Origin of the sequence: Streptomyces sp. TLI_171, assembly GCF_003610255.1 — a bacterium.
GTDB lineage: Bacteria > Actinomycetota > Actinomycetes > Streptomycetales > Streptomycetaceae > Kitasatospora.
In genome coordinates, this window is sequence record NZ_RAPS01000001.1 from 4267467 (window position 1) to 4292451 (window position 24985).

The window sequence follows — 24985 nt, forward strand, 5'->3', positions numbered from 1 at the left end:
GGGTAGATGAGCAGCGACCAGCTCGGCCAGTACGGCGCCCAGTACGCCCAGCCTTACGCCCATCAGCGCCGCAGCTACCTGATCGGCAAGGCGCGGCCGAACGCGCCGATCGGGCGCAACCGGGAGACCGGCGAGATCGTGCTGATCATCGCGGGCGCGGGCCTCGGCATGGTGTGGGGTCTGGTGCCGAGCCTGCTGCCGCTGCGGATCGCCGGGCTGGTGGGCTTCCCGCTGCTGGCGATCATGGCGGTGTACGTGCCGTACCGGCGCCGGACGTTCTACAAGTGGGTGGAGATCAACCGGACGTACCGGCGCACGGTGCGCAGCGGCCGGGCGCTGTGGAAGCCGGACGTGCACGAGGCGGGGACGCGGCTGGACGGGCGCGAGGTGGAGGTCGGCCCGCCGCCGGGGGTGGGGCGGCTGCGCTGGCTGGCGGCGCCGTTCGGGCCGGACGAGGTCGCGGTGCTGATGCACCTGGAGCGGCGGACGGTGACGGCGGCGATCGAGATCGAGGGCCCGGGCGTGGGCCTGCGGGACTCGGAGGACCAGGAGGCGCTGGTCGACCGGTTCGGCACGCTGCTGAAGCACGTGGCCAACGGCGACGGCTTCGTGACGCGGCTGCAGATCCTGGCCCGGACGCTGCCGGCCGACCCGGACGCGCACGCCAAGGACGTGGAGCGGCGGGGCGACCACGCGGCGCCGCGCTGGCTGCAGGACAGCTACGACCAGTTGCAGTCGATGGTGTCGACCTCCTCGGAGCAGCACCGGGCGTACCTGGTGGCGTGCATGCACTACACCCGGGACCTGGCCTCCGAGGCGCACGCGATGGGGCGGACGGCGTACGGGCGCAGCGAGGGGAAGCGGGACCGCAGCGACGACGGTCTGGCGACCGTGATGGCGCGTGAACTGACGGACATCTGCGCCCGGTTGGCGGAGGCGGACATCCGGGTGCGGCAGCCGCTGGGGCAGGCCCGGCTGGCGTCGCTGATCCACTCGATGTACGACCCGGACCACCCGATCGACCACATCCAGGCGATGAGCCGGCGCAATGCCTGGCCGGCCGAACTGGACGCCACGCATCCGCAGTTCCTGCAGGCGAAGACCCGGGAGGCGGCGACCCGGGAGCCCTGGTGCCACGCCACCGCGTGGATCAAGGAGTGGCCGCTGACCCCGGTCGGGGTGAACTTCCTGGCGCCGCTGCTGGTGCACACCCCGGACGTGATCCGGACGGTCGCGGTCACCATGGACCTGGAGCCGACCGACGTGGCGATCGAGCGGATGCTGACCGAGAAGACCAACGACGAGGCGGAGGCCAGCCGGGCGGCGAAGATGAACCGCACGGTGGACCCGCGCGACCTGGCGCACACCGGCCGGGTGGACCAGCGCGGCGACGACCTGGCGTCCGGCGCGGCCGGGGTGAACCTGGTGGGCTACCTGACGGTGTCCTCGCGCAGCCCGGAGGCGCTGGCCCGGGACAAGCGGACCATCCGGGCCTCGGCTGGCAAGAGCTACCTGAAGCTGGAGTGGTGCGACCGCGAGCACCACCGGGCGTTCGCCAACACCCTGCCGTTCGCCACCGGCATCCGCCGCTGACGCCGCTGACTCCCGGAGGCCCGTCGATGCTCGGCAAGCTCACCGAATCCTTCACCAGCACCCTGTTCGGCCGGGTGGAGACCACCCGGCTGCCGGTGCGCACCTCCAGCGGGCAGGCGCAGGCGGTGTACCTGCCGACGGCGGCGCCCGGCCTGGGCGACTCCGGGGTGATCATCGGCCGCGAGGTGTACAGCGGCAAGGGCTACGTCTACGACCCGTTCCAGCTGTACGGCCAGCAGCTGCCGGCCCCGCACTGGCTGGTGCTGGGGGAGTCCGGCAACGGCAAGTCGGCGCTGGAGAAGACGTACGTGCTGCGGCAGTTGAGGTTCCGCGACCGCCAGGTGGTGGTGCTGGACGCGCAGGGCGAGGACGGCGTCGGCGAGTGGAACCTGATCGCGGACGCGCTGGGGATAAAGTCCATCCGGCTGGACCCGATGGCGGCCCGGGACGGCGGGGTGAAGCTCAACCCGCTGGACCCGGCGATCACCACCACCGGGCAGCTGTCGCTGCTGCGCACCATCATCGAGGTGGCGATGGGCCGCCCGCTGGAGGAGCGGGCCGGCTTCGCGCTGAAGGCCGCGCACGCGTACGTGCACACCACGGTGAAGGACCGTCAGCCGGTGCTGAACGACATCATCGACACGCTGCGCAGCCCCGACCTGTCGGCGGTGGAGTCGCTGGGCGTGGAGGTCGGTGAGGTGCAGTCCTGGGGCCTGGACGTGGCGCTGGTGCTGGACCGGCTGGTCGACGGCGACCTGCGCGGCATGTTCGACGGGCCGACCACGGCCGGCATCGACCTGGACGCGCCGCTGATCGTCTTCGACCTGTCGCACATCGACCGGAACTCGATCGCGATGCCGATCCTGATGGCGATCGTCGGGGTGTGGCTGGAGCACACCTGGCTGCGGCCGGACCGGGTGAAGCGGATCTTCCTGGTCGAGGAGGCCTGGCACATCATCAACAGCCCGTTCGTGGCGCAGCTGTTCCAGCGGCTGCTGAAGTTCGGGCGGCGGCTCGGCCTGTCCTTCGTGGCGGTGGTGCACCACCTGTCGGACGTGGTGGACGGCGCTGCGGCGAAGGAGGCGTCGGCGATCCTGAAGATGTCCTCCACCCGCACCATCTACATGCAGAAGGCCGACGAGGCGCGGCACACCGGCCGGGTGCTGGGCCTGCCGCGCTGGGCGGTGGAGATCATCCCGACCCTGTCGCCCGGCATCGCGGTCTGGGACGTCAACGGCAACGTCCAGGTGGTCAAGCACATCATCACCGACACCGAGCGCCCGCTGGTGTACACCGACCGCGCGATGACCGAGGACGCGGTGGCCGAACGGGACCGCGCCGACCAGCAGTTGGCGGCGCAGCCACGGATCTGACGGCCCGCCGGGGGGCGGCCGGCGGAGCAGTCGTCAGCTGGCGGATACCAGCTCGTTACCCGCGAGTTCCTGACAGCTACGCGCGTTGACCCTAGGCTGCCTCCCAGACAACGCCAGGCCGCTCCGCTGCGGCCCCGACGGTGCAGGGGACAGCCATGCCCAATTCCGGTACCACCGGCCGCCGTACGACCGCGCTCGCGGTCGCCGCGGCCGCCGCCCTCTTCGGCACGATGGCCCTCCCGGCCACCGCCGAGGCCCACGGCCGAGGCCACGACAAGCCCAAGTACGAGGACCTGCAGCTCCTCGCCATCAACGACCTGCACGGCAACCTGGAGCCCCCGGCGGGCTCCTCCGGCACGGTCAACGAGATCGACGCCACCACCGGCAAGACCGTCGCCACCCCCGCCGGCGGCGTCGAGTACCTGGCCACCGCGCTGCGCCAGGCCCGCGAGGGCCACCGCAACAGCGTCACCGTCGCCGCCGGCGACCTGGTCGGCGCCAGCCCGCTGATCTCCGGCCTGTTCCACGACGAGCCGACCATCGAGGCGATGAACAAGGTCGGCCTGGACGTCACCTCGGTCGGCAACCACGAGTTCGACGAGGGCTCGGCCGAGCTGCTGCGCATGGAGAACGGCGGCTGCCACCCGACCGACGGCTGCTACGAGAACGGCCGCACGTTCGAGGGCGCCGACTTCCCGTACCTGGCGGCCAACGTCACCAGCGAGAAGACCGGCAAGCCGATCCTCAAGCCGTACTGGGTGAAGAACGTCCACGGCATCAAGGTGGGCTTCATCGGCGTGACCCTGGAGGGCACCCCGAACATCGTCACCGCCGAGGGCGTCAAGGGCCTGAAGTTCGGCAACGAGGTCGACACCATCAACAGGTACACCGCCGAGCTGAAGCGCCAGGGCGTCAAGTCGGTGGTGGCCCTGATCCACGAGGGCGGCTACCCGGCCAGCAACGTCTACAACTACGACTGCGGCGCGGGCGGCTCCGGCATCTCCGGCCCGATCGTCGACATCGCCAAGCGGATCGACCCCGCCGTCGGCGCGATCGTCACCGGCCACACCCACAACGCGTACGCCTGCATGATCCCGGACCCGAACGGGGTGCCCCGCTCGGTCACCAGCGCCGCCTCCTTCGGCCGCCTGTACACCGAGATCGACCTCAAGCTGGACAAGCGCACCGGCAGCATCGTGCGCCCCTCGGTCACCGCCGCCAACCACATCGTCCGCCGCGACGTGCCCAAGGCCGCGGACATGACCGCGCTGATCGACCGCTACCGCGCGCTCTCCGCGCCGATCGCCAACCGCGCCATCGGCTACATCCCCGCCGACATCAACGGCCGCGGCTCCAGCGCGCTGGAGAAGCCGCTCGGCGACGTCATCGCGGACGCCCAGCTGGCCGGCCTGGCCCCCGCCGACAAGGGCGGCGCCCAGGTCGCCTTCATGAACCCCGGCGGCATCCGCTCCGACCTGGTCTACAAGGCCAGCGGCAGCGAGGGCGACGGCGTGGTGACCTACGGCGAGGCGTTCACCGTCCAGCCGTTCACCAACATGATGCAGGTCAAGACCCTGACCGGCGCCCAGCTGGTCCAGCTGCTCCAGCAGCAGGTCAGCGGCCTCAACGAGGCCGCCCCGAAGATCCTGCAGCCGTCCGCCAACCTGGCCTACACGCTCGACATGAGCAAGACCGGCGCGGCCCGCGTGGTCGTCGACTCGATCAAGCTGAACGGCGCGGCGATCGACCCGGCCGCCTCCTACCGGGTCGCCGCCAACGAGTTCCTGGCCGGCGGCGGCGACGGCTTCCCCGCCTTCGCCGCGGGCACCGACAAGCTGGTCGGCGCCTCCGACCTGGACCTGTTCGCCGCTTACCTCGGCAGCCACAGCTCGGTCACCAGCCCGCTGTCCGTCCCGGCGCAGACCCGGATCACGATCACCGGCACCGGCACCGACGTCGACTGACCCGACCCCAGCACCCCGAGGGCCGGGCACCGCACGGTGCCCGGCCCTCCGGCGTGCCCGGCCTCAGCGCGGGTCGTCCGGCTGCCCCGGCAGCACCAGCACCGCCTGGGTGCCGGCGCCGCCGTCGCCCGCCGGGCCCAGCGCCACCTGGCCGCCGCTGTCCCGCACGGTCTGCGCCACGATCGACAACCCCAGCCCCGAACCCGGCAGCTGACGGGACGACGGCGAGCGCCAGAACCGGTCGAACACGAACGGCAGCTCCTCCGCCGGAATGCCCGGCCCGTGGTCACGGACCGTCAACCGGCCCGCCCGCAGCCGCACCACGATCGTGCCGGCCGGCGGCGAGTACTTCACCGCGTTGTCCAGCAGGTTGATCACCGCCCGCTCCAACGCCGCCGGGTCCCCGTGCACGTACCAGGGCAGCACCTCCGCGTCGAAGCTCAGCGAAGGACCGCGCAGCCGGCCGCGCTCCAACGCCCGCTCCACCGTCTCGTGGAACGCCACCACCGTGCGCACCGCCTCCGGGTTCGGCGTGTCCGGCCGAGAGAGCTGCAGCAGGTCCCCGATCAGCACCGTCAACTCCTGCATCTGCGCCTTCATGTTCCCCAGCATCCGCTCCCGCGTCTGCGGCGGCAGCGCCCGCCCCTGCGCGTCACTGCGGATCAGCAGGTCCACGTTGGTCCGCAGCGAGGTCAGCGGCGTCCGCAGCTCGTGCCCGGCGTCGGCGATCAGCCGGGTCTGCCGGTCCCGCGAGTTGGCCAGCGCGGTCGACATCGAGTTGAACGAGGTCGACAGCCGCGCGATCTCGTCCTTCCCGTTCACCGGAATCGTGGTGCCCACCTCCTCCGTCCTGGCGATGTGCTCGACCGCATCGGTCAGCTGGTCGACGGGCTTGAGCGCCGACCGCGCGACGATCCGCCCGGTGACCCCGGCCCCGATCACGCCGAGCCCGGCGATGCCGGCCATCAGCAGGGCGAGGGAGTTCAGCGAGTCCTGGACCTGGTTGACCGGCACGGCGGTCAGCAGGACCAGCGCCTCGCCGTTGGTGCTGGTCGGCCCCGCCCAGATCCGCACCATCGCGGGGGTGCCGTCGGCGTAGTGGCCGTCCCGGTACGCCGGGCGGTTGTTGGTCGAGGCGGTCAGGTCGCCGGGCTCCGGCACGATGATCTTGGTGGAGCCGATGGGGAAGCAGACCGTTCCGTTGACCCCGATGAACTGGTTGTCGTACTTGTTCTGGTGGAACGGCCGCTCGTCCACGACGCTCTTCACCTTGGTCAGCGCTGCGTCCGCCGTGGGCGCGCAGACCGCCCGCAGCTGGTTCGGCGAACCGGGTGGCTCCGCCGACGCCAGTGACTGGCGGACCTGGCTGTAGAGCGAGTCCCGGACGATCAGCCAGCACGCCGCCGCGGCGACCGCGATGGCCGCCGCCACCGCGGCGGCGGTGAGCATGGCCAGCCTGGTCCGCAGCGATCTGCTGCGGAACCACCCCGTGAGCCGGCCGATCGGTTTCATACCGCGGCGCCGGTCGCGGTGCGCAGGGCGTAGCCGACGCCGCGGACGGTCTGGATGAGGCGGGGCATGCCGTGCTGTTCGGTCTTGCGGCGGAGGTACATGACGTAGACGTCGAGGGAGTTGGAGGAGGGTTCGAAGTCGAAGCCCCAGACGGCCTTGAGGATCTGCTCCCTGGTCAGGACCTGGCGGGGGTGGGCGAGGAACATCTCCAGCAGCATGAATTCGGTGCGGGTGAGTTCGATCGGGGAGCCGTCGCGGGTGACCTCCCGGGTGGCGGTGTTCATCCGCAGGTCGGCGAAGGCGAGCACCTCGCCGCCGTCCTCGTCGGCGGCGGTGCGGGCGGCGGCCTCGGCGGCGAGCGCGTTGCGGCGCAGCAGGGCGCGGACCCGGGCGAGGAGTTCGTCGAGTTCGAAGGGCTTGGCGAGGTAGTCGTCGGCGCCGACGTCGAGGCCGGTGACGCGGTCGCCGACGGCGTCGCGGGCGGTGAGCATCAGGACGGGCACGGTGTCGCCGCGGGAGCGCATCCGGCGGACGGCGGTGAGGCCGTCCATCCGGGGCATCATGATGTCCAGCAGTACCAGGTCGGGGTGGTCGCGCTCGACGGCGGCGAGGGCCTCGTAACCGTCGGTGGCGGTGGTGACCTGGTAACCCTCGAAGGCGAGGCTGGATTCCAGCGCGTCGCGCAGCGCGGGCTCGTCGTCGACCACGAGGACGCGGGCGCCGCCGCCCGGGGCCTCGGTGGGAGTGCGGTCGTCGGCGGGGGGAGTCATCGGCGCGGGCCCTTTCTGAGTCCGGTGCGTATCCGTGGCCATTGTCCGTCGGGGGTGACGGTTTCCGGCGCAGGGTCAGAGGTTCTTGCCGGCCTGCAGCTGGGACAGGACCTGCTTGATGTCGTTGATCGGGATGGCGAAGCCGAGGCCGATGCTTCCGGCCTCGGAGCCGGCGGAGCCGGTGCTGGAGCTGCCGGAGTACATCGCCGAGTTGAGGCCGATGACCTGGCCGGCGGCGTTGATCAGCGGGCCGCCGGAGTTGCCGGGGTTGAGCGCGGCGTCGGTCTGCAGCGCCTGGTAGGTGGCGGTGTCCGAGCCGGAGGCGGTGGTGGAGGAGCGCTGGCCGGGCAGGTTGGGGAAGCCGAAGCCGCCGTTGCTGCTGGTGGTGCCCTCGTCGACCTGGACGGAGACCTTGCGGTCCTTGGCGGAGATGATGCCGGAGGTGACGGTGCCGGTGAGGCCCTCGGGGTTGCCGATGGCGACCACCGCGTCGCCGATGGCGGTGCTGTCGGAGTCGCCGAGGACGGCGGTGGTGAGGCCGCTGACGCCGGAGGCGGTGATCACGGCGGTGTCCAGGCCCTTGTCGGTGCCGGTGACGGTGGCCGGGGCGGTGGAGCCGTCCTGGAAGGTGACGGTGGCCTGGCCGCCGCCGCTGACCGCGCCGGAGATGACGTGGTAGTTGGTGAGGATCCGGCCGTCGGCGGTGAGCACCACGCCGGTGCCGGTGGCGGTGCCGCTGCCGGTCTTGACGGTGATCTGCACGACCGCGGGGGAGACCGCGGCGGCGATCGCGGAGACGTTGGCAGAGCCGTCCGCGTTGGCGGCCACCGGCCGGACCAGGGTGCTGCTCGCGCTGGTGGAGCCGCCGCGGTCGGCGGCCAGGACGCCGCCGGTGACGCCGCCGAGCAGGGCGGCCACCGCGGCGACGGCGGTGACCAGCGCGAGCCGGCCCTTGAGCAGGCCCCGGCGGGCGCGGTGCCCGGCGGCCGGCTGCTGCTCGGGGTCGGCGGGTGCCTCGGCGCCGAAGGTCGCGGGCAGCGGCGCCGGCTCGGGCGGAGTGGCCGGCAGCGGCGGGTACTGCGCGTACTCGTACGGGGCGGGGGCGGTGGGCGGCTGCGGCGGGAGCCAGCCCGCGCCGCCGTCCTGGGGGTGGGGCTCGTGGGTGTTGCGGTGCTGGTCGCTCATGACGACCAAGTTCCGCCCGTTTCATGAAGGTCCGATGAGAGGGCGGTACAGGTTCCCCGAGAAGCGCGTCAGCTTCTCATAAAGCCTGGTCAGGCGGGAGGTCGGGCCTCGGCGCCGCCGCAGCCGCAGGAACGCCGCACGACCAGGCGGGACGGGAACTTGCGGACCCGTTCGGTGTCGCTGCCTGGCACCATCAGCGAGTCGTCGAGGACCAGGTCGACGGCGGCCCGGGCCATCGCGTCCCGGTCGGAGGCGACGGTGGTCAGCGGCGGGGAGGCGAACGCGGCCTCCGGGATGTCGTCGAACCCGGCCACCGCGAGGTCCTGGGGCACCCGCAGGCCGAGCTCGTGGGCGGCCCGGAGCACGCCGATGGCCTGGTCGTCGGTGGAGCAGAAGATCGCCGGCGGCCGCCGGTCGGAGCGGAGCAGCTCCAGCGCGACCTGGTAGGCGCCGTAGCGGTGGAACGGGGCGTCGACCAGGTAGGGCTCGGTGGGCAGGCCGTGCGCGGCCATCGCCAGCTCCCAGCCGGCCACGTGGTCGATCACCGGGTCGCCGGGCGCGGGCGACTCGACGGGGCCGCCGAAGCAGGCGACGTACGGGTGGCCGTGCACCTCGAGGAGGTGACGGACGATCAGCTCGGAGCCGCCGACGTCGTCGGTGACCACGGCGACGTCGTCGATCGCCTCGGGGCGGCGGTGCAGCAGCACCACCTTGGCGCCCTCCATGGCGGCGAACTCCTCGGCGGCGCGCTGCGAGGGGCCCTGGCTGACCAGGATCAGGCCGGAGACCCGCATGCCGAGGAAGGCGCGGACGTAGTGCACCTCGCGGTCGTCCACGTAGTCGGAGTTGCCGATCAGCACCAGCTTGCCGCGCTCGGAGGCGGCGCGTTCGACGGCGTGCGCCATCTCCGCGAAGAACGGCTGCCGGGCGTCGGGGACGACCATGCCGATCAGGTTGGTGCGCCGGGAGGCCATCGCCTGGGCGACCGAGTTGGGGCGGTACCCCAGCTGCTCGATCGCCGCGAGCACCTTCTCCCGGGTGGCCGGGGCGACCGGCCGGGGTCCGTTGTTGATCACATAGCTGACGACCGCGGTCGAGGTCCCAGCCAGTCGGGCTACATCGTCGCGCGTCACCTTGGCCACGGGGGGAGTCTACGCGGGTGGTTCGGCGGTTCGGCCCGGGGTGACGCCTGGTGGGACAGCCGTTTCGGGACCGATCCGGGCAAAGCCGGGCGAGTGTCCGCGCGGAGCGCGGAAACGGCCGTCACGAAGCCGGGCGAGTGCCTGCGCGGCGCGGCCCGCCCGGCCGTGCGTCAGCGTTCGCGGGTGGCCGCGGGCCGGTTCTGTTCGGGCCGGTCGCCGCTCTTCTCCGGGCGCTCCGGCACCACGAAGCGGTAGCCGACGTTGCGCACCGTGCCGATCAACTGCTCGTTCTCGACGCCGAGTTTGGCGCGCAGCCGACGGACGTGGACGTCCACGGTGCGGGTGCCGCCGAAGTAGTCGTAGCCCCACACCTCCTGGAGCAGCTGGGCCCGGGTGAAGACCCGGCCGGGGTGCTGGGCCAGGTACTTGAGCAGCTCGAACTCCTTGAAGGTGAGGTCGAGGACGCGGCCCTTGAGCTTGGCGGAGTAGGTGGCCTCGTCGACCGTCAGGTCGCCGTTGCGGATCTCCATCGGGGAGTCGTCGGCGGCGACGTTCAGCCGGCCCAGCGCGAGCCGCAGCCGGGCCTCGACCTCGGCCGGACCGGCGGTGTCGAGCAGGACGTCGTCGATGCCCCACTCGGCGGTGACGGCGGCCAGGCCGCCCTCGGTGACCACCAGGATCAGCGGGCTGCCGATGCCGGTCGAGCGCAGCAGCTGGCACAGGCTGCGGATCTGCGGCAGGTCGCGGCGGCCGTCGACCAGGATCACGTCGGCGCTCGGGGTGTCGACCAGCGCGGACCCTTCGGCGGGGGCCACCCGGACGCTGTGCAGGAGCAGGCCGAGGGCGGGCAGCACCTCGGCGGAGGGTTGCAGGGCGTTGGTCAGCAGGAGCAGTGAACTCATACCCGGTTAGTCCCCTTTCCGGGTCGTCGCGGTCGCGGTCGCCGAGGGGCGGCGGCCGCGGAACAGGGGGTGGAGGGCGCCGACAGCTCCGGTGGGTGCGGCGGTGGACGGGGCAGCGGTGGCTCGCCCGGGGTCCCGCAACCCCTGGCGTCCCGCTGATGCCTCGCCCATCGGCGTACCCTCCGGTTCTGTCCCGCGCCGGGGCCGCACCACGTCGTGCGGCCCGGCCCGGGGGCGTTCCGCGGGCGGTGCGGGTGGGGCACCGTTCGCAAGAACGTCCGTACTGGCGTCCTGAAAGCACAAAAGGACCCGGGGGCGACTCTGCCCGGATCCCTTACGAACACCGAGAATAGCCGACCGAGTGCGGCCTGGGGAGAGGCGTGAACGGGGCGCGTGGCCGCGACGGTCGCCCGGGGGCGTGAGGTGCGCCACCCGGCGGTGGCGGCCGGGCCTGCGGTGTTTGCGGTCGGGTGGGGGGCGCGGGCAATGATGGGGGCCGCACCGGCCGCACCGTACGTGTACACCAGATGGGGTGGGCCGGCCGGCACCGGGCCGGCCGCCGTACCGGGCGAGGACCGTCGAGAGGGGTTGCCGTGACCGCGACCACCGATGCAAGCAGCGCACCGGGCTCACCCGCCCGGGTGAGCGGCACCGTCCGCTACTGGGCCGCCGCGAAGTCCGCCGCCGGCCGCGCGGAGGAGCCGTACCTGGCCGCCACGCTGGCCGAGGCGCTGGCGGCGGTGCGCGCCGCGCACGCCGACCGGCCGGAGCTGCTGAAGGTGCTGACGATGTGTTCGTTCCTGGTGGACGGCGATCCGGTGGGCGCCAGGGACCACGCGGCGGTGCGGCTGTCCGAGGGCGGGGCGGTGGAGGTGCTGCCGCCGTTCGCGGGGGGCTGAACCGGAGCGCCGCGCGCAGCCCGGCTTCCCGAGTGCCGCCCCGGAACCGGGGCATATGAGTGATCGTCCTATGTCCGGAGCCCCGTCCGTCGGCGGAGGGGCTCCGGGCCGACCGTCTGGGGGAGTGCGATGCATGGCGCGGTGAAGCTGCTGATCGGTCTCGGAGTGGTGGGCGGCCTGCTGGTCGGCGCCGACCGGGTGGCCGTCGGCGTGGCCGAGGACCAGGCCGCGGACGCGGTGGTCTCCTCAGGCTGGATGACCACCAAGCCGGACGTCGACATCGCCGACTTCCCGTTCCTCACCTCCGCGGTGGCCGGCGAACTGGACAAGGTCACGCTCAGCTCGGACGGGATGACCGTGACCGACGGGAAGGAGACCGTGACGGTGCACGCCTTCCGGGCCGACCTGTCCGACGTGAAGTTCACCGACTCCTACCGCGGCGTGACCATCGGGCGCGGCAGCGGCCAGGGACAGGTCGACTACCGGGACGTCTCGAAGTTCCTGGTCGGCGGCGGCCTGATCGGCCTGGAGTACGCGGGCCCCGGCATGGTGAAGGCGGCGATGCCCGGCGGCTCGATCGAGGGCAAGCTGCACAGCGAGGGCAACGAGGTGGTCGTGGACGGGTTCCAACTCACCGGCGTCGCGTCGAAGTTGAACGGCTTGGCGGCGGACCGGCTGAAGCCGCAGCGGTTCCGGCTGACCGGCCTGCCGGCCGGCCTCTCGCTGGCCGAGGCGACCCCGGAGGCGGGCGGCGTACGGCTGCGCTTCACCCTCGCCCCCGGCACCTCGCTGGGGCACTGACCCGCCCCGCCGCCGCGTCCGCTGGGCGAGACGCGCTGTCCAGCACGGCCGTCGGTACGGCCCGGATCGCCCGCTCGGCCGTTCCCCGCACGGGGTGCGGCCCGGTCCGGCTGCGAGTGAAAACCCGCAAATCTCAGCATTCGAATGATCTGGTCTCAGCATTCGACACGCTGATGACAGCGCCCCCATCGAGTCCCTAGCATCGTCGTCATGAAGCGACAGGCGGACCTCACGAAGCGGCGGGCGGTAGACCACTGCCGCGTGTCGAGCTGCCTGTGTCGAATGCGCTGACCGGGCGGCCCCGACTCGCAGTCCTGGCACGTCCGCCCCGTTCCGACGCCGCGAACCGGTAGCAATTTCCTGCACCGGTGCGTCGAGAGCGCCGAACACTCTCCGATTCACCCCGGCCGAAGCCGCACCCACGCCCGTCCCAGCATGCGGACAGGTGTGCGGACGCACGGGCCGGTGCCCTTCCCGCAGCCCTTCCGCCAACCGCCCCCGGATGGAGAACCACATGAGCCGCAGCGACGTCCTGGTCGACGCCGACTGGGTCCAGGCCCACCTGGACGACCCGAAGGTCGTCATCGTCGAGGTCGACGAAGACACCGCCGCCTACGACAAGAACCACATCCGCAACGCGGTCCGGATCGACTGGAAGCAGGACCTGCAGGACCCGGTCCGCCGCGACTTCATCGACCAGGCCGGCTTCGAGGCGCTGCTGTCCGCCAAGGGCATCGCCAACGACGACACCGTGGTGCTCTACGGCGGCAACAACAACTGGTTCGCGTCCTACGCCTACTGGTACTTCAAGCTGTACGGCCACAGCGACGTCCGCCTGCTGGACGGCGGTCGCAAGAAGTGGGAGCTCGACTCCCGCGAGCTGGTCGTCGAGCAGCCCGAGCGCGCCGCCACCCAGTACACCGCGCAGCCGGCCGACTCCTCGATCCGCGCCTTCCGCGACGACGTGGTCAACGCGATCGGCACCCTGAACCTGGTCGACGTCCGCTCGCCCGACGAGTTCTCCGGCAAGCTGCTCGCCCCGGCCCACCTCCCGCAGGAGCAGTCGCAGCGCCCGGGCCACGTCCCGTCCGCCAAGAACATCCCGTGGGCGAAGAACGCCAACGACGACGGCACCTTCAAGAGCGACGACGAGCTCAAGTCGCTCTACGAGGCCGAGGGCGTCGACCTGGCGACCGACACCATCGCGTACTGCCGGATCGGCGAGCGCTCCGCGCTCACCTGGTTCGTGCTGCACGAGCTGCTCGGCCAGGAGAACGTCAAGAACTACGACGGTTCGTGGACCGAGTACGGCAGCCTGGTCGGCGTGCCGATCGAGCTCGGCAACTGAGCCCCCGGCTCGCGCAAACGCAAGGAAGAGGAAACAGACATGTGCGGTGCGAAGGCCGGCGGCCCGGACCTGGCAGGAGTTGACGTGGCCAACGAGACGATCATTCAGGGTTCGGTGACCCGCAACGACGAGCCGGTCAACGGCTACGTGCGGCTCCTGGACGAGAACGGCGAGTTCACCGCCGAGGTCCCGACCTCGGCGACCGGGCAGTTCCGGTTCTTCGCCCGCCCGGGCAAGTGGACCCTGCGGGCCCTGGTGCCCGGCGCCACCGTGGACCGCCAGGTGGTCGCCACCCAGGGCGAGTTCACCGAGGTCGCGATCGCGGTCTGACGACCGCGGCGAGCAGTGACCCGGGGCCCCGGCCGTCTCCACGGCCGGGGCCCCGCGCCATACCCTGGAGGTGTGCAGGCACACCGGCGGCATGTGCGCTACTTCGTGATGATGGGCGTCTGCCTGGCGCTGTTCGTGCTCGCCTGGGGCGTGGTGCGGTTCTGGTCGGTGGGCGCGGCCATCGCCATGTGCGTGGTCGCCATGGTGATCCCGCCGCTGGCCGCCGTCGTCGCCAACAAGCGGGACAAGGACGACGACTGGTGGAACGACCCGCGCTGGGACGACCCGCGCTGGGAGCAGCGCGGCCACGACCGCGACCGGCCCGACCACGAGCCCCCCGACGACCGCCGGGGTCAGTAGACGAGCGCCTTGGCGCCGTCCGCCATCACCTCGGACAGGAACACCTGCGCGCCGGCGATCCGCACGCCCTCGATCACGTCGGCCTGCGCGATGTCCCGGCGCGCCGCGCACTGGGTGCACAGCGTCACGGTGCCGGCCGCGAGGATCGCCTCCAGCAGGTCCGGCAGCGGGGCGGAGTGCGGCAGCTCGAACTCGGCGGCCCGGCCCGGCAGCGCGAACCAGGCGGACTCGCCGGTCAGCCAGAGCGATACCTCGACGCCGCTGGCGACCGCGACCGAGGCTACCGTGAAGGCCTGAGAGCAGCGTTCCGGGGCGTCCGCACCGGCGGTGACCTTGATGACCAGCTTCTTCGACATGCCCCAGAGACTACGGGCGCAAGGGGCGCCGGATAGACTCGCGCCGTACCACAGTCCGTCGAACCCGCCCCTGGGAGCGCACCGTGTCCGGTCTTGAGATCTTCTTCGACAGCCTGCTGGCTCTGATGGCCGTGCTGATCACCTGGTTCGCCATCTTCTCCGTCATGAAGCTCTACCAGGGCCAGCGCTGAGCGCTGCCGTACGGTTGACCCGGTAACCGTCCGACGACAGCAGCCAGGATCATGATCGAGATTCCTTCAGACCTCCACCAGGACGTCGTCCCGCTCGCCTTCCTCCTCGGCACCTGGGAGGGCGCGGGCGTCCACGACTTCCCGGGCAGCGAGAAGTGCAACTTCGGCCAGGAGATCGTCTTCCGCCACGACGGCCGGCCCTTCCTCGAGTTCCGCTCGCGCACCTGGGTGCTGGACGAGCAGGGCGAGAAGGTCCGCCCGCTGGAGATGGAGCACTCCTTCTGGCGGGTGACCAGCAACCAGCACGGCACCAGCGGCGAGCGCGAGATCGAGGTCTCCTCGGTGCGCGACGACGGCACCGTGGAGATCTGGTACGGCAAGCTGCACGACGGCAAGCCGCAGATCGACCTGGCCACCGACGCGGTCGCCCGGATCGAGGGCGCGGCCCCGTACAGCGGCGGCAAGCGCCTGTACGGCCTGGTCAAGGACGAGCTGCTGTGGGTCGGCGAGAAGGCCGCCCCGGAGGTCCCGCTCCGCCCGTACATGTCCGCGCAGCTGAAGAAGGTGCTCAACCCGGCGCAGCTGATCAAGGACGTCAACGACCTCCCGGACGACGGGATCGCGTTCTTCCGCTGAACCGCGCGACCGCACGGGGTAGGGGCCGACCGGCCGGTCGGTCCCTACACTTGTCGGCACGACCTCTCACCGGGCAGGGACACACGTGGCGAACAGCGAGACCACCGACTGGAAGGCCGACCTGCGCGAGCGCGGCTACCGGCTGACCCCGCAGCGCCAGCTGGTGCTGGAGGCCGTCGACGTGCTCGACCACGCCACCCCGGACGAGATCCTGGCCCAGGTCCGGAAGACCGCCAGCGGCGTCAACATCTCCACCGTCTACCGGACCCTGGAGCTGCTCGAGGAACTCGGCCTGGTCTCCCACGCCCACCTCGGCCACGGCGCCCCCACCTACCACCTGGCCGGCCGCCACACCCACCTGCACCTGGTCTGCCGCGACTGCGACAAGGTCACCGAGACCGACACCGCGATCGCCGCCCCGCTGATCGACAGCCTCCGCTCCGAGCACGGCTTCGACACCGACCTCAAGCACTTCGCCATCTTCGGCCGCTGCGCGGACTGCACCGCCAAACTGGAGCCGGGCCGGTCGTAAGCTGGCCGGTATGAAGAGCCCGCTGCTTGCGCTGCCCGGTGCCGTTGCCGCCGAAGGTCCTGACGAGGGGGTCGCTGCCCACTACGGTGATCTGTTCCGAGAGCAGCGGGCGTTGGCCGCGGGGCGGGGGTTCGCGGACCTGTCGCACCGGGGCGTGGTGACGGTGACCGGGCCGGACCGGTTGAGCTGGTTGCACCTGCTGCTCACCCAGCACGTCAGCGAGCTGCCGCCGCAGCGGGCCACCGAGGCGCTGGTGCTGTCCGCGAACGGGCACGTGGAGCACGCGCTGTACCTGGTGGACGACGGGGTGACCACGTGGGCGCACGTGGAGCCGGGGACGGCGCCGGCCTTGGTGAAGTACCTGGAGTCGATGAAGTTCTGGAACCGGGTCGAGGTCGCCGACGCCACCGACAGCTACGCCGTGGTGTTCCTGCCGGCCGGTTCCACCGCGTCGGTGGACCGGGCCGCCGCGGTGCGGGAGCTGCCGTGGGGCCGCGACCTGTTCCTGCCGCGGGCGGAACTCGCCGCCGCCGCCGAGGAGTTCGGCGCCCCGGCGGGCGTGTGGGCGTACGAGGCGCTGCGGATCGAGGCGCACCGGCCGCGGCTGGGCTTCGAGACCGACCACCGGACGATTCCGCACGAGGTGGACTGGCTGGGCAGCGCGGTGCACCTGCAGAAGGGCTGCTACCGGGGCCAGGAGACGGTGGCCCGGGTGCACAACCTGGGCCGGCCGCCGCGCCGGCTGGTGTTCCTGCACCTGGACGGCACGGCGGAGAAGCTGCCCGCGCACGGCACCGAGGTGCGGGTGGACGGGCAGGAGCGGCCGGTGGGTTTCGTCACCTCCGCGGCCCGGCACCACGAGCTGGGTCCGATCGCGCTGGCGCTGGTGAAGCGCAACACCCCGGTGGACGCGGTGCTGCTGGCCGACGGCGTGCCGGGCAGCCAGGACGTGATCGTCCCCGCCTGAGCGGGGTCGGCGTCGGCGCCGGCGCCCGAGTCGGCGTCAGATCTCCAGCAGCACGGTGAACGGCCCGTCGTTCACCAGCGAGACCTGCATATCGGCGCCGAACCGCCCGGTCTCCACCTTGGCGCCCAGCGCCCGCAGTTCGGCCACCACGGCGTCGACCAGCGGTTCGGCGACCGGGCCGGGGGCGGCGGCGTTCCAGGTGGGGCGGCGGCCCTTGCGGGCGTCGCCGTAGAGCGTGAACTGGCTGATCACCAGGAGCGGGGCGCCCAGTTCGGAGCAGGACTGCTCGGGGCTGCCCGGGAACAGCCGCAGCGTCCACAGCTTGCGGGCCAGCTGGGCGGCCTTCTCCGGGGTGTCCTCGTGGGTGGCGCCGACCAGGACGCACAGCCCGGGGCCCTCGATCGCGCCGACCGTCTCGCCGTCCACCGTCACGGCCGCCCCGGCGACCCGCTGCACCACTGCTCGCATGGCGCCCATTGTGCCGGGCCGGCTCCGCGGGGCACGCAGGGGGCGCGTGGTCTGCGGTTGCACGCCGGGGTCGCGCGTGGAGCGCCCCGATTGGTGCAGGTGAGCCCGTGGCGCGGATTCTTCGTACTAGCCAGGGGTGTTCGCCAGGGGGCCGTTCGGGTACTCGGGCGTGCGACGCCGGGCCCCGGGGTGGCACGCTGTCCGACGGCTCGGGGCGCTCCGGGCCCCGAGGGGGCATCCGCCGTCCCGGCGAACCGCGTCACCCGCACGAGTGGCTTCGCCCGCCGAGGGGAACCCTGGGTGGCGGGCGGCCCGTGCAACCGGCGGGCACTGGTACTACGGCAGGTGGTTGGGTTGATGGACGTGAGCGCGGTAGAGGGGCTGGCCGGCCTGGCCCTGGAAGAGCTGCGGGTGCTGCGCCGGGACGCCCTGGAGCAGGAGGCCGACCTGTCGTACCTGCGCCGCCTGCTGCACGGCCGGATGGACATCCTGCGGGCCGAACTGCAGCGCCGGGAGATCCCGGCGGCCCTCGCCAGCGAGGAGCAGTGCGCGCTGCTGGACCGGCTGCCGGCGATCCTCGCCGACGCCCCGTCCTCGATCCGCCGCCCGGCCCGGCACCTCACCCTCGGCCCGCCGCGCGGCGAGCGCTACCGGCGGGAGGCGGACGCCCTGATGGGCGACGTCCAGCTGGCGGACCTGGCGGCGCACGCCACCGCCGACCTGCTGGCCGCGATCGAGCGCCTGGACGAGCACCAGCGCGAGGTCTCCAGCCGCCGCAGCGCCCTGCAGCGGACGGCCGACGACTGCGGGGCGGAGATCACCCGCAGGTACCGTGAAGGGGAGGCCCGGGTCGACGACCTGCTCAGCGGAGGCTGAGCGGGACGGACGGCGGCCGGGGCCCACCCACCCTCACCGCACGTCCTTCGCACGTCCTGGAGACCCACCCGTGTCGCAGTCCGCCCTGCCCGCCCTCGCCGAGGTCATACGCTCCGGCTTCACCGAGGGCCGCCACCGCGGTTCGCTGGTCCTGCTCGACGCCGACGGTGCCGTCGAGTTCACCCTCGGCACCCCCGAGCTGCCGGTCTACCCGCGCTCCACCGCCAAGCCCTTCCAGGCGGTGGCCACCCTGCGGGCCGGCCTCGACCTGCACGGCGAACAGCTCGCGCTGGCCGCCTCCAGCCACTCCGCAGAACCGTTCCACCGCGCCGCGGTGCGCCGGATCCTGGCCGACGCCGGACTGACCGAGGCCGCCCTGCGGCTGCCCGCCGACCTGCCGCTGGACGAGGTGGAGGCGGAGGAGCTGCTGCGCTCCGGCGGGGAGCGCGCCCCGATCCTGATGGACTGCTCCGGCAAGCACGCCGCCTGGCTGGCCGCGTCGGCCGCCAACGGCTGGGACCTGGAGTCCTACCTCGCCCCGGCCCACCCGATCCAGCAGCTGGCCCGCACCGCGCTGGAGGAGGCCACCGGCGAGCGGGCCGCGCACCTGGGCACCGACGGCTGCGGGGCCCCGCTGCTGGCCGTCTCGCTGACCGGCCTGGCCCGCGGCTACCGGGCCCTCCTGCTGGCCGGGTCCGGCACCCCGCAGCGCCGGGTCGCCGACGCGATGCGCGCCCACCCCGAGTTCGTGGCCGGCACCCGACGGGCCGACACCTGGCTGATGCGGGCGGTGCCCGGGGCGCTGTCGAAGATGGGCGCCGAGGCCGTGCAGGTGGTCGCGCTGGCCGACGGCCGGGCCCTCGCCTTCAAGATCGAGGACGGCGCGGAGCGCGCCCGCGGCCCGGTGCTGGCCGCCGCGCTGCGCCGCCTGGGCGTCCAGGACCCGGTGCTGGAGCGGATCGCCGCCGCCCCGCTGCACGGCGGCGGCCAGGTGGTCGGCGAGGTCCGCGCGGCGTTCTGACGCCCCGTCGGACGGCCCGGGATGCCCGCGCGGGCGGATCGGTGCACGGTGGACGGCGGGGGAGTGCCAACCCATCGCCGCACAGGGAGAGTCGCCATGACCGACCACGTCTACCGGGTCACCGAGATCGTCGGGTCCTCGCACGAGGGTGTGGACGCCGCCATCCGCAACGGCATCGCCCGCGCGGGCCGCACACTGCGCAACCTGGACTGGTTCGAGGTGGTGCAGGTCCGCGGCCAGCTCAAGGACGGGCAGATCGAGCACTACCAGGTCGGCCTGAAGGTCGGCTTCCGGCTCGACGACGAGGACTGACCCGCCGTCAGCACCCTCCGTCAGCACCGCCCGCCGGCCCTGCCGGACGGGGACGCACCAGGGGCGGGAGTCCGACCGGACTCCCGCCCCTGTGGCGGTCCAGGCGCGGCTCAGTGGCCGCCCTGCTCCTGCAGACGCTTGATCGAGGCCTCGATCTCGGCCTCGGCCTCGGCCCGGCCGACCCAGTCGGCGCCCTGGACGGACTTGCCCGGCTCCAGGTCCTTGTAGACCTCGAAGAAGTGCTGGATCTCCAGGCGGTCGAACTCCGACACGTCCTGCAGGTCCTGCAGGTGCGACCAGCGCGGGTCGGTCGCCGGGACGCACAGCAGCTTGTCGTCGCCGCCGGCCTCGTCGGTCATGTGGAACATACCGATGGCGCGGCACTTGATCAGGCAGCCGGGGAAGGTCGGCTCCTCCAGGATGACCAGCGCGTCCAGCGGGTCGCCGTCGTCCGCGAGGGTGCCCTCGACGTAGCCGTAGTCGGCCGGGTAGCGGGTCGAGGTGAAGAGCATCCGGTCCAGGCGGAGGCGACCGGTCTCATGGTCGACCTCGTACTTGTTGCGCGAGCCCTTCGGGATCTCGATCAGGACGTCGAACTCCAACGGTTCCTCCAAGGGTTGGGACTGACAGAATCCAAGTGTCTCCTACGGCAGGGTGTGCTCAGGAAAGGGGCCGGTCGGTGAGAGCAGGGACAGGGGCGGGACGCGGGCGCAGGGCCGCGCTCGCGGGTGTGCTGGGGGTGGCGCTGGCGGCCGGGGTGACGGTCGCGGATCCGGCGCTGGCGCAGCCGTCGCCGAGCGCCAACCACGGCAAGCGCGGCGAGGACGCCCACCCCTCGCCGGGCCCGGGCAGGGACGACCGGGGCAACGGCCAGCAGGAGCGCCGCGGCAACCGGCACCGCGCGGTGCCGGTCAAGGGCCCGGTGCTGGCCGCCGGCGACTCCGCCGACAGCAAGGCGCCGACCGGCAGCGGGCTGCGCAGCGCGCTCGGCAGCACCGTCCAGGACAAGTCGCTGGGCACCCTGAACTTCGCGGTCGCCGACGCCGCCACCGGCGAGTTCCTGTTCGGTTCGCAGGAGAACGCCCCCGCCACGCCCGCCTCCACCACCAAGCTGGCCACCTCGGTCGCCGCGCTGGCGCTGCTGCCCGCCGACCACCGGATCGCCACCACCGTGGTGCAGGGCGCCCCCGGCCAGATCACCCTGGTCGGCGGCGGCGACCCCACGCTGACCGCGCTGCCCGCCGACCAGATCAAGGTCGGCGGGGCGGGCGTGGACGCGGAGAGCGCACCGGCCTCGATGGCCGAGCTGGCCCGCCGCACCGCCGCCGCGCTGAAGGCGGCCGGCACCACCTCGGTGAAGCTGGCGTACGACACCTCGCTGTACACGGGGCCGCTGCTGCACAAGGACCACGACGCGATGAACATCGCCGCGGTCACCCCGCTGATGGTCGACGAGGGCCGGATCGACCCGCGCTCCCCCGACGAGGCCCCGGCCCGGGTGTTCGACCCGGCCGGGCAGGCCGCCGACTCCTTCGCGAACTTCCTGAAGGCCGAGGGCATCACCGTCCAGGGCAAGCCCGCGCAGGCCACCGCCGGTGCGGGGGCGCAGGAGCTGGCCCGGGTGGAGTCCCCGGTGATCGGCCGGCTGGTGGAGCGGCTGCTGACCGCCTCCGACAACACGCTGGCCGAGGCGGTCGCCCGGCAGGTGGCGATCGCCGCCGGGCAGCCGGCCAGCTTCGACGGGGCGGCGAAGGCCGTCACCGACCGGCTGACCGCGCTGGGCGTGCCGCTGACCGGGGTGGTGATCACCGACGGCAGCGGTCTGGCCAAGGCCAACCTGATCCCGCCGATCACCCTGGTGAAGGTGCTCGCCGCGGCCGCCTCCCCGGACCACCCGGAGCTGCGCCCGGTGCTCACCGGCCTGCCGATCGCGGGCTTCACCGGCACCCTGGTGAACCGTTTCGGCGCCAAGTCGGGTGCGGCCGAGGCGGCGGGCATCGTGCGCGCCAAGACCGGCACCCTGCAGGGCGTCAACACGCTGGCCGGCACCGTGGTGGACGCCGACGGGCGGGTGCTGGCGTTCGCCCTGATGACCCGCACCACCGCCGACCCGACCGCTGCCCGGGCGGCGGTCGACCGGATCGTGGCCCGGATCGCCGCCTGCGGCTGCTGAGCCGGCCGGCCGCCGGGCCGAGCGCGAACTGACGGCCCGTCGGACCTCCGGCGGGCCGTCGGCGCATCGGCGTCCCCGCCCGTCTCCCCCGGGCGGGGGCGAGCACGTACGGTGAGGGCATGACGAGCGCTAGCGGCGGTGCGGAGATGGTGGACTGGGATCTCGCGGTGGCTACCGCGGCGCGGCTCGCCCGGCCCGGGCCGCGGGTCTCCCGGGAGGAGGCCCGCGCGGTGGTCGCCGAGCTGCGCCGGCACGCCGCGGAGGCGGAGCGGCACGTGCGCGAGTACACCCGGATGGGGTCCGCGGAGACGGCCGGCACCCCGGTGCTGGTGGTGGACCGGCCCGGCTGGGTGCGGGCCAACGTGGCGGGGTTCCGGACGGTGGTGCGGCCGCTGACCGACCGGCTGGCGGCCCGCCGCTCGGCGGGCCGGGGCGCGGCCGCGGCCGGCGCGGCGGGGGCCAAGGCGACGGGGGTGGAGGTCGGCCTGGTGCTGGCGTTCCTGTCGGCGAAGGTGCTCGGCCAGTACGAGACCTTCGCCCCGCCGGAGCTGCCGAGCGCCCCGGACAGCCCGGAGACGCTGTTCGACCAGCCGCGCCGGGGCCTGGCGGTGCCGCCCGGGCGGCTGCTGCTGGTGGCGCCGAACATCGTCCAGGTGGAGCGCGAACTCGACGTCGCCCCGCACGACTTCCGGCTCTGGGTGTGCCTGCACGAGGAGACCCACCGGACCCAGTTCACCGCGGTGCCGTGGCTGCGCGACCACATCCAGTCCGAGGTGCAGGACTTCCTGGCGCAGACCGACGTCGACCCGGCGGCGTTCCTGGAGCGGCTGCGCGAGGCGCTGGGCGGCATCCCGGGCCTGGGCGGCCGGGGCAACGGCTCGTCCGCGGGCAGCCTGACCGAGCTGGTGCAGACGCCCGCGCAGCGGGAGATCCTGGCCCGGCTGACCGCGGTGATGTCGCTGCTGGAGGGCCACGCGGACGTGGTGATGGACGGCGTGGGCCCGGCGGTGGTGCCCTCGGTGGCGGAGATCCGGGAGAAGTTCCAGCGCCGCCGCGACCGCGGCAGCGGCCGGCTCGACCTGGTGCTGCGCCGGGTGCTCGGGATGGACGCCAAGCTGCGGCAGTACCAGGACGGGGCGGTGTTCGTCCGCGGCGTGGTGGAGCGGGTCGGGATGGAGGGGTTCAACCGGGTGTGGACCTCGCCGAACACGCTGCCGACCAAGGACGAGATCCACGACCCGGCGTCCTGGGTGGCCCGCGTCATCGGCTGAACCGGCGGGGCCGGGCCGAAACGTCAACGGCCCGAGTCGTACACCTGGCGGCAGACGTAACGTTTCTTCATTCACCCGTACGTGGGACCGTGGAACCGCCGTTGGCGCGGGTGGCGCGGGCGGTGGCCGGGTTCTGCGACCATCTGTGAGCGCCTGGTGACCGAGAGCTGACAGGCGGTCCCGAACCTCCCTCCGCCAAGGAGTGCCAACCATGGGCCCACACCCCGCTGTCGCGGCGATACGCCTCGCCGTCCGCCGTACCCTCGCCGAGCTCGCCGCCGAGGCGGGCGTCACCCCGGGCGGGCCGGTGCGCGACCGTGCCACGCCCGCCCCCGTGCCGGTGCCCGCGCTGGCCGGCACCGCGACCGTGCCCGGCACGCTGATCGGCAACGCCCGCCGGCACCCCTCCGGCCTGCCCCGCACGCCCGCCGCGCCCGGCTCCCCGCTGGTGCTGGTGGCGGTCTCCGGCGGCGCCGACTCGATGGCGCTGGCCACCGCCACCGCCTTCGAGGCCCCCAAGCTCGGCCTGCGGGTCGGCGCGGTCACCGTCGACCACGGCCTGCAGGACGGCTCCGCCGAACGCGCCGAACTGGTCGCCGTCCGGCTGCGCGAACTCGGCCTCGACCCGGTGGAGGCCGTCGCGGTGCGGGTGGGCCGCGCGGGCGGCCCGGAGAGCGCCGCCCGGGACGCCCGCTACGCCGCCCTCGACCTGGCCGCCGAACGCCACGGCGCGCTCGCCGTGCTGCTCGGCCACACCCGCGACGACCAGGCGGAGACGGTGCTGCTGGGCCTGGCCCGCGGCTCCGGGTCCCGCTCGCTGGCCGGGATGCCCGCGCAGAAGGGCCGCTACCGCCGCCCGCTGCTGGAGCTCGACCGGGCCGCCACCCGGCAGGCCTGCACCGCGCAGTCCATCCCGGTCTGGGACGACCCGCACAACGCCGATCCGGCCTACACCCGCTCCCGGGTCCGCCACGAGGTGCTGCCGGTGCTGGAGAAGCACCTGGGCGGCGGCGTGGTCGAGGCGCTGGCCCGCACCGCCCGGCTGTTCCGCGACGACGCCGACGCGCTGGACCAGTGGGCCGCCCTCGCCGAGCGCGACCTGCGCGCCCCGGACGGCGCGCTGGACGTCGGCAAGCTCGCCGAACTGCCGCCCGCGGTGCGCCGCCGGGTGCTGCGCCGGGCCGCGCTGCGGGCGGGCTGCCCGGCCGGCGACCTGTTCGCCCGGCACCTGGAATCCGTGGACCTGCTGGTCACCGGCTGGCGCGGCCAGGGCCCGCTGCACCTACCCGGGGGCGTCGAAGCCGTGCGCCGGTGTGGCACGCTGGTGTTTCGGCGGCCGGGCGACTGAGCACGAACGTGTCGTACCGCCGTCGAACCCAGACCCCGAACGTTTGAGGACGTATCCCCGGTGGACCAGAACGACATGGGCGCAGACCTCGCGAAGGTGCTCATCAGCAAGGACGAGATCGACGCCAAGCTGGTGGAGCTGGCCGCGCGGATCGACCAGGACTACGCGGGGAAGGACCTCCTGCTGGTCGGAGTCCTCAAGGGCGCCGTGATGGTGATGGCCGACCTGGCCCGGGCCCTGCACAGCCAGGTGACCATGGACTGGATGGCGGTCTCCTCGTACGGCATGGGCACCAAGTCCTCCGGGGTGGTGCGCATCCTCAAGGACCTCGACACCGACATCGCCGGCCGGGACGTGCTGATCGTCGAGGACATCATCGACTCCGGTCTGACGCTGTCCTGGCTGCTCGGCAACCTCGGCTCGCGCGGTCCGGCCTCGCTGAAGGTGTGCACCCTGCTGCGCAAGCCGGACGCCGCCAAGGTGGAGATCGACGTCGAGTACGTGGGCTTCGACATCCCCAACGAGTTCGTGGTCGGCTACGGCCTGGACTACGCCGAGAAGCTGCGCAACCTGCCGTTCATCGGCACCCTGGCGCCGCACGTCTACGGGGGCTGAACCGTTCGGGCGACGGGCGGGAACAGTGCCCCGTTCCCGC

At 73.0% G+C, this 24985-nt stretch carries 26 protein-coding genes; 18 read left to right on the top strand and 8 right to left on the bottom strand.

Annotated elements, in window-relative coordinates; genetic code table 11:
* Nucleotides 1-6 precede the first annotated feature (6 nt).
* From BX266_RS19570 to BX266_RS19580, 3 genes are all read left to right on the top strand, one after another.
* Nucleotides 7-1593, top strand: coding sequence for an SCO6880 family protein (locus tag BX266_RS19570; RefSeq protein WP_099901585.1), 1587 nt, complete (start codon nt 7-9; stop codon nt 1591-1593).
* Nucleotides 1594-1619: 26 nt separating this feature from the next.
* Nucleotides 1620-2966, top strand: coding sequence for an ATP-binding protein (locus BX266_RS19575; protein ID WP_099901587.1), 1347 nt, complete (start codon nt 1620-1622; stop codon nt 2964-2966).
* Nucleotides 2967-3121: 155 nt separating this feature from the next.
* Nucleotides 3122-4930: a bifunctional UDP-sugar hydrolase/5'-nucleotidase gene (locus BX266_RS19580; RefSeq protein ID WP_099901589.1), complete on the top strand. Its 1809-nt coding sequence runs from the start codon at nt 3122-3124 to the stop codon at nt 4928-4930.
* 63 nt (nt 4931-4993) lie between these two features.
* Here BX266_RS19580 and BX266_RS40900 read toward each other — a convergent pair whose 3' ends face one another.
* From BX266_RS40900 to BX266_RS19605, 5 genes are all read right to left on the bottom strand, one after another.
* A complete protein-coding gene (locus BX266_RS40900) occupies nt 4994-6442 on the bottom strand; it encodes a cell wall metabolism sensor histidine kinase WalK (protein ID WP_099901591.1) in 1449 nt (482 codons plus the stop codon).
* Nucleotides 6439-7212, bottom strand: a complete 774-nt coding sequence (locus tag BX266_RS19590) for a response regulator transcription factor (protein WP_099901592.1) — start codon at nt 7210-7212, stop codon at nt 6439-6441. The genes BX266_RS40900 and BX266_RS19590 overlap by 4 nt, the downstream gene beginning before the upstream one ends.
* A 75-nt stretch (nt 7213-7287) precedes the next feature.
* Entirely contained in the window at nt 7288-8397 is a 1110-nt protein-coding gene (locus tag BX266_RS19595) for a S1C family serine protease (protein ID WP_310794794.1), read from the bottom strand.
* A gap of 89 nt (nt 8398-8486) precedes the next feature.
* Nucleotides 8487-9539, bottom strand: coding sequence for a LacI family DNA-binding transcriptional regulator (locus BX266_RS19600; protein WP_099901594.1), 1053 nt, complete (start codon nt 9537-9539; stop codon nt 8487-8489).
* A gap of 170 nt (nt 9540-9709) precedes the next feature.
* A complete protein-coding gene (locus tag BX266_RS19605; protein WP_099901595.1) occupies nt 9710-10441 on the bottom strand; it encodes a response regulator transcription factor in 732 nt (243 codons plus the stop codon).
* 593 nt (nt 10442-11034) lie between these two features.
* Between BX266_RS19605 and BX266_RS19610 the strand changes: the two genes are divergently transcribed.
* The 5 genes from BX266_RS19610 to BX266_RS19630 all read left to right on the top strand — a co-directional run bounded on the left by BX266_RS19610 (nt 11035) and on the right by BX266_RS19630 (nt 14179).
* Entirely contained in the window at nt 11035-11340 is a 306-nt protein-coding gene (locus BX266_RS19610; protein WP_259464762.1) for a MoaD/ThiS family protein, read from the top strand.
* Between the two features lie 129 nt (nt 11341-11469).
* Nucleotides 11470-12141, top strand: coding sequence for a DUF2993 domain-containing protein (locus BX266_RS19615; RefSeq protein WP_099901598.1), 672 nt, complete (start codon nt 11470-11472; stop codon nt 12139-12141).
* 514 nt (nt 12142-12655) lie between these two features.
* On the top strand, nt 12656-13489 hold the full coding sequence (locus tag BX266_RS19620; RefSeq protein ID WP_099901600.1) for a sulfurtransferase: 834 nt from the start codon (nt 12656-12658) through the stop codon (nt 13487-13489).
* Nucleotides 13490-13528: 39 nt separating this feature from the next.
* Nucleotides 13529-13819 (top strand): DUF1416 domain-containing protein, encoded by a 291-nt coding sequence (locus BX266_RS19625; protein WP_014137449.1) that lies wholly within the window; start codon nt 13529-13531, stop codon nt 13817-13819.
* Nucleotides 13820-13891: 72 nt separating this feature from the next.
* Nucleotides 13892-14179 (top strand): DUF3099 domain-containing protein, encoded by a 288-nt coding sequence (locus tag BX266_RS19630; RefSeq protein WP_099901601.1) that lies wholly within the window; start codon nt 13892-13894, stop codon nt 14177-14179.
* Here BX266_RS19630 and BX266_RS19635 read toward each other — a convergent pair.
* Nucleotides 14173-14535 carry a DsrE family protein gene (locus tag BX266_RS19635; protein WP_099901603.1) on the bottom strand — a complete coding sequence of 121 codons (363 nt, stop codon included), beginning with the start codon at nt 14533-14535 and terminating at the stop codon, nt 14173-14175. The two genes, BX266_RS19630 and BX266_RS19635, sit on opposite strands and share 7 nt — an antisense overlap.
* Before the next feature lie 242 nt (nt 14536-14777).
* Between BX266_RS19635 and BX266_RS19640 the strand changes: the two genes are divergently transcribed.
* From BX266_RS19640 to BX266_RS19650, 3 genes are all read left to right on the top strand, one after another.
* Nucleotides 14778-15362 carry an FABP family protein gene (locus BX266_RS19640; protein ID WP_099901605.1) on the top strand — a complete coding sequence of 195 codons (585 nt, stop codon included), beginning with the start codon at nt 14778-14780 and terminating at the stop codon, nt 15360-15362.
* Nucleotides 15363-15447: 85 nt separating this feature from the next.
* Nucleotides 15448-15894 (top strand): Fur family transcriptional regulator, encoded by a 447-nt coding sequence (locus BX266_RS19645; protein ID WP_099901607.1) that lies wholly within the window; start codon nt 15448-15450, stop codon nt 15892-15894.
* A gap of 10 nt (nt 15895-15904) precedes the next feature.
* A complete protein-coding gene (locus tag BX266_RS19650; RefSeq protein WP_099901608.1) occupies nt 15905-16861 on the top strand; it encodes a folate-binding protein YgfZ in 957 nt (318 codons plus the stop codon).
* A 36-nt stretch (nt 16862-16897) separates the two neighbouring features.
* Here BX266_RS19650 and dtd read toward each other — a convergent pair whose 3' ends face one another.
* Nucleotides 16898-17329, bottom strand: a complete 432-nt coding sequence (gene dtd / locus BX266_RS19655; RefSeq protein ID WP_099908068.1) for a D-aminoacyl-tRNA deacylase — start codon at nt 17327-17329, stop codon at nt 16898-16900.
* A 357-nt stretch (nt 17330-17686) separates the two neighbouring features.
* Between dtd and BX266_RS19660 the strand changes: the two genes are divergently transcribed.
* From BX266_RS19660 to BX266_RS19670, 3 genes are all read left to right on the top strand, one after another.
* Entirely contained in the window at nt 17687-18205 is a 519-nt protein-coding gene (locus BX266_RS19660; protein WP_099901610.1) for an ABC transporter substrate-binding protein, read from the top strand.
* 70 nt (nt 18206-18275) lie between these two features.
* Complete coding sequence (locus tag BX266_RS19665) at nt 18276-19226, top strand: asparaginase (protein WP_099901612.1); 951 nt, start codon at nt 18276-18278, stop codon at nt 19224-19226.
* Nucleotides 19227-19322: 96 nt separating this feature from the next.
* Nucleotides 19323-19538: a dodecin gene (locus BX266_RS19670; RefSeq protein ID WP_099901614.1), complete on the top strand. Its 216-nt coding sequence runs from the start codon at nt 19323-19325 to the stop codon at nt 19536-19538.
* Between the two features lie 110 nt (nt 19539-19648).
* Here the strand turns inward: BX266_RS19670 and BX266_RS19675 are convergent, their stop codons facing one another.
* Complete coding sequence (locus BX266_RS19675) at nt 19649-20140, bottom strand: inorganic diphosphatase (RefSeq protein WP_033217614.1); 492 nt, start codon at nt 20138-20140, stop codon at nt 19649-19651.
* A gap of 77 nt (nt 20141-20217) precedes the next feature.
* On the opposite strand from BX266_RS19675, the gene dacB reads away from it, so the two are divergent.
* The 4 genes from dacB to hpt all read left to right on the top strand — a co-directional run bounded on the left by dacB (nt 20218) and on the right by hpt (nt 24945).
* Nucleotides 20218-21711, top strand: coding sequence for a D-alanyl-D-alanine carboxypeptidase/D-alanyl-D-alanine-endopeptidase (gene dacB, locus BX266_RS19680; protein ID WP_099901616.1), 1494 nt, complete (start codon nt 20218-20220; stop codon nt 21709-21711).
* Nucleotides 21712-21830: 119 nt separating this feature from the next.
* Complete coding sequence (locus BX266_RS19685) at nt 21831-22982, top strand: zinc-dependent metalloprotease (RefSeq protein ID WP_259464763.1); 1152 nt, start codon at nt 21831-21833, stop codon at nt 22980-22982.
* Nucleotides 22983-23193: 211 nt separating this feature from the next.
* Nucleotides 23194-24330 carry a tRNA lysidine(34) synthetase TilS gene (gene tilS, locus BX266_RS19690; protein ID WP_099901620.1) on the top strand — a complete coding sequence of 379 codons (1137 nt, stop codon included), beginning with the start codon at nt 23194-23196 and terminating at the stop codon, nt 24328-24330.
* A gap of 60 nt (nt 24331-24390) precedes the next feature.
* Nucleotides 24391-24945 (top strand): hypoxanthine phosphoribosyltransferase, encoded by a 555-nt coding sequence (gene hpt / locus BX266_RS19695; RefSeq protein ID WP_035864922.1) that lies wholly within the window; start codon nt 24391-24393, stop codon nt 24943-24945.
* Nucleotides 24946-24985 lie beyond the last annotated feature (40 nt).

What these genes read in the sequence shown, in the direction of transcription:
- BX266_RS19570 (WP_099901585.1), top strand. Translation starts at nt 7, where the DNA reads ATGAGCAGCGACCAGCTCGGCCAGTACGGCGCCCAGTACGCCCAGCCT.
- BX266_RS19575 (WP_099901587.1), top strand. Translation starts at nt 1,620, where the DNA reads ATGCTCGGCAAGCTCACCGAATCCTTCACCAGCACCCTGTTCGGCCGG.
- BX266_RS19580 (WP_099901589.1), top strand. Translation starts at nt 3,122, where the DNA reads ATGCCCAATTCCGGTACCACCGGCCGCCGTACGACCGCGCTCGCGGTC.
- BX266_RS40900 (WP_099901591.1), bottom strand. Translation starts at nt 6,442, where the DNA reads ATGAAACCGATCGGCCGGCTCACGGGGTGGTTCCGCAGCAGATCGCTG.
- BX266_RS19590 (WP_099901592.1), bottom strand. Translation starts at nt 7,212, where the DNA reads ATGACTCCCCCCGCCGACGACCGCACTCCCACCGAGGCCCCGGGCGGC.
- BX266_RS19595 (WP_310794794.1), bottom strand. Translation starts at nt 8,397, where the DNA reads ATGAGCGACCAGCACCGCAACACCCACGAGCCCCACCCCCAGGACGGC.
- BX266_RS19605 (WP_099901595.1), bottom strand. Translation starts at nt 10,441, where the DNA reads ATGAGTTCACTGCTCCTGCTGACCAACGCCCTGCAACCCTCCGCCGAG.
- BX266_RS19615 (WP_099901598.1), top strand. Translation starts at nt 11,470, where the DNA reads ATGCATGGCGCGGTGAAGCTGCTGATCGGTCTCGGAGTGGTGGGCGGC.
- BX266_RS19620 (WP_099901600.1), top strand. Translation starts at nt 12,656, where the DNA reads ATGAGCCGCAGCGACGTCCTGGTCGACGCCGACTGGGTCCAGGCCCAC.
- BX266_RS19625 (WP_014137449.1), top strand. Translation starts at nt 13,529, where the DNA reads ATGTGCGGTGCGAAGGCCGGCGGCCCGGACCTGGCAGGAGTTGACGTG.
- BX266_RS19635 (WP_099901603.1), bottom strand. Translation starts at nt 14,535, where the DNA reads ATGTCGAAGAAGCTGGTCATCAAGGTCACCGCCGGTGCGGACGCCCCG.
- BX266_RS19640 (WP_099901605.1), top strand. Translation starts at nt 14,778, where the DNA reads ATGATCGAGATTCCTTCAGACCTCCACCAGGACGTCGTCCCGCTCGCC.
- BX266_RS19650 (WP_099901608.1), top strand. Translation starts at nt 15,905, where the DNA reads ATGAAGAGCCCGCTGCTTGCGCTGCCCGGTGCCGTTGCCGCCGAAGGT.
- dtd (WP_099908068.1), bottom strand. Translation starts at nt 17,329, where the DNA reads ATGCGAGCAGTGGTGCAGCGGGTCGCCGGGGCGGCCGTGACGGTGGAC.
- BX266_RS19660 (WP_099901610.1), top strand. Translation starts at nt 17,687, where the DNA reads ATGGACGTGAGCGCGGTAGAGGGGCTGGCCGGCCTGGCCCTGGAAGAG.
- BX266_RS19670 (WP_099901614.1), top strand. Translation starts at nt 19,323, where the DNA reads ATGACCGACCACGTCTACCGGGTCACCGAGATCGTCGGGTCCTCGCAC.
- BX266_RS19685 (WP_259464763.1), top strand. Translation starts at nt 21,831, where the DNA reads ATGACGAGCGCTAGCGGCGGTGCGGAGATGGTGGACTGGGATCTCGCG.
- tilS (WP_099901620.1), top strand. Translation starts at nt 23,194, where the DNA reads ATGGGCCCACACCCCGCTGTCGCGGCGATACGCCTCGCCGTCCGCCGT.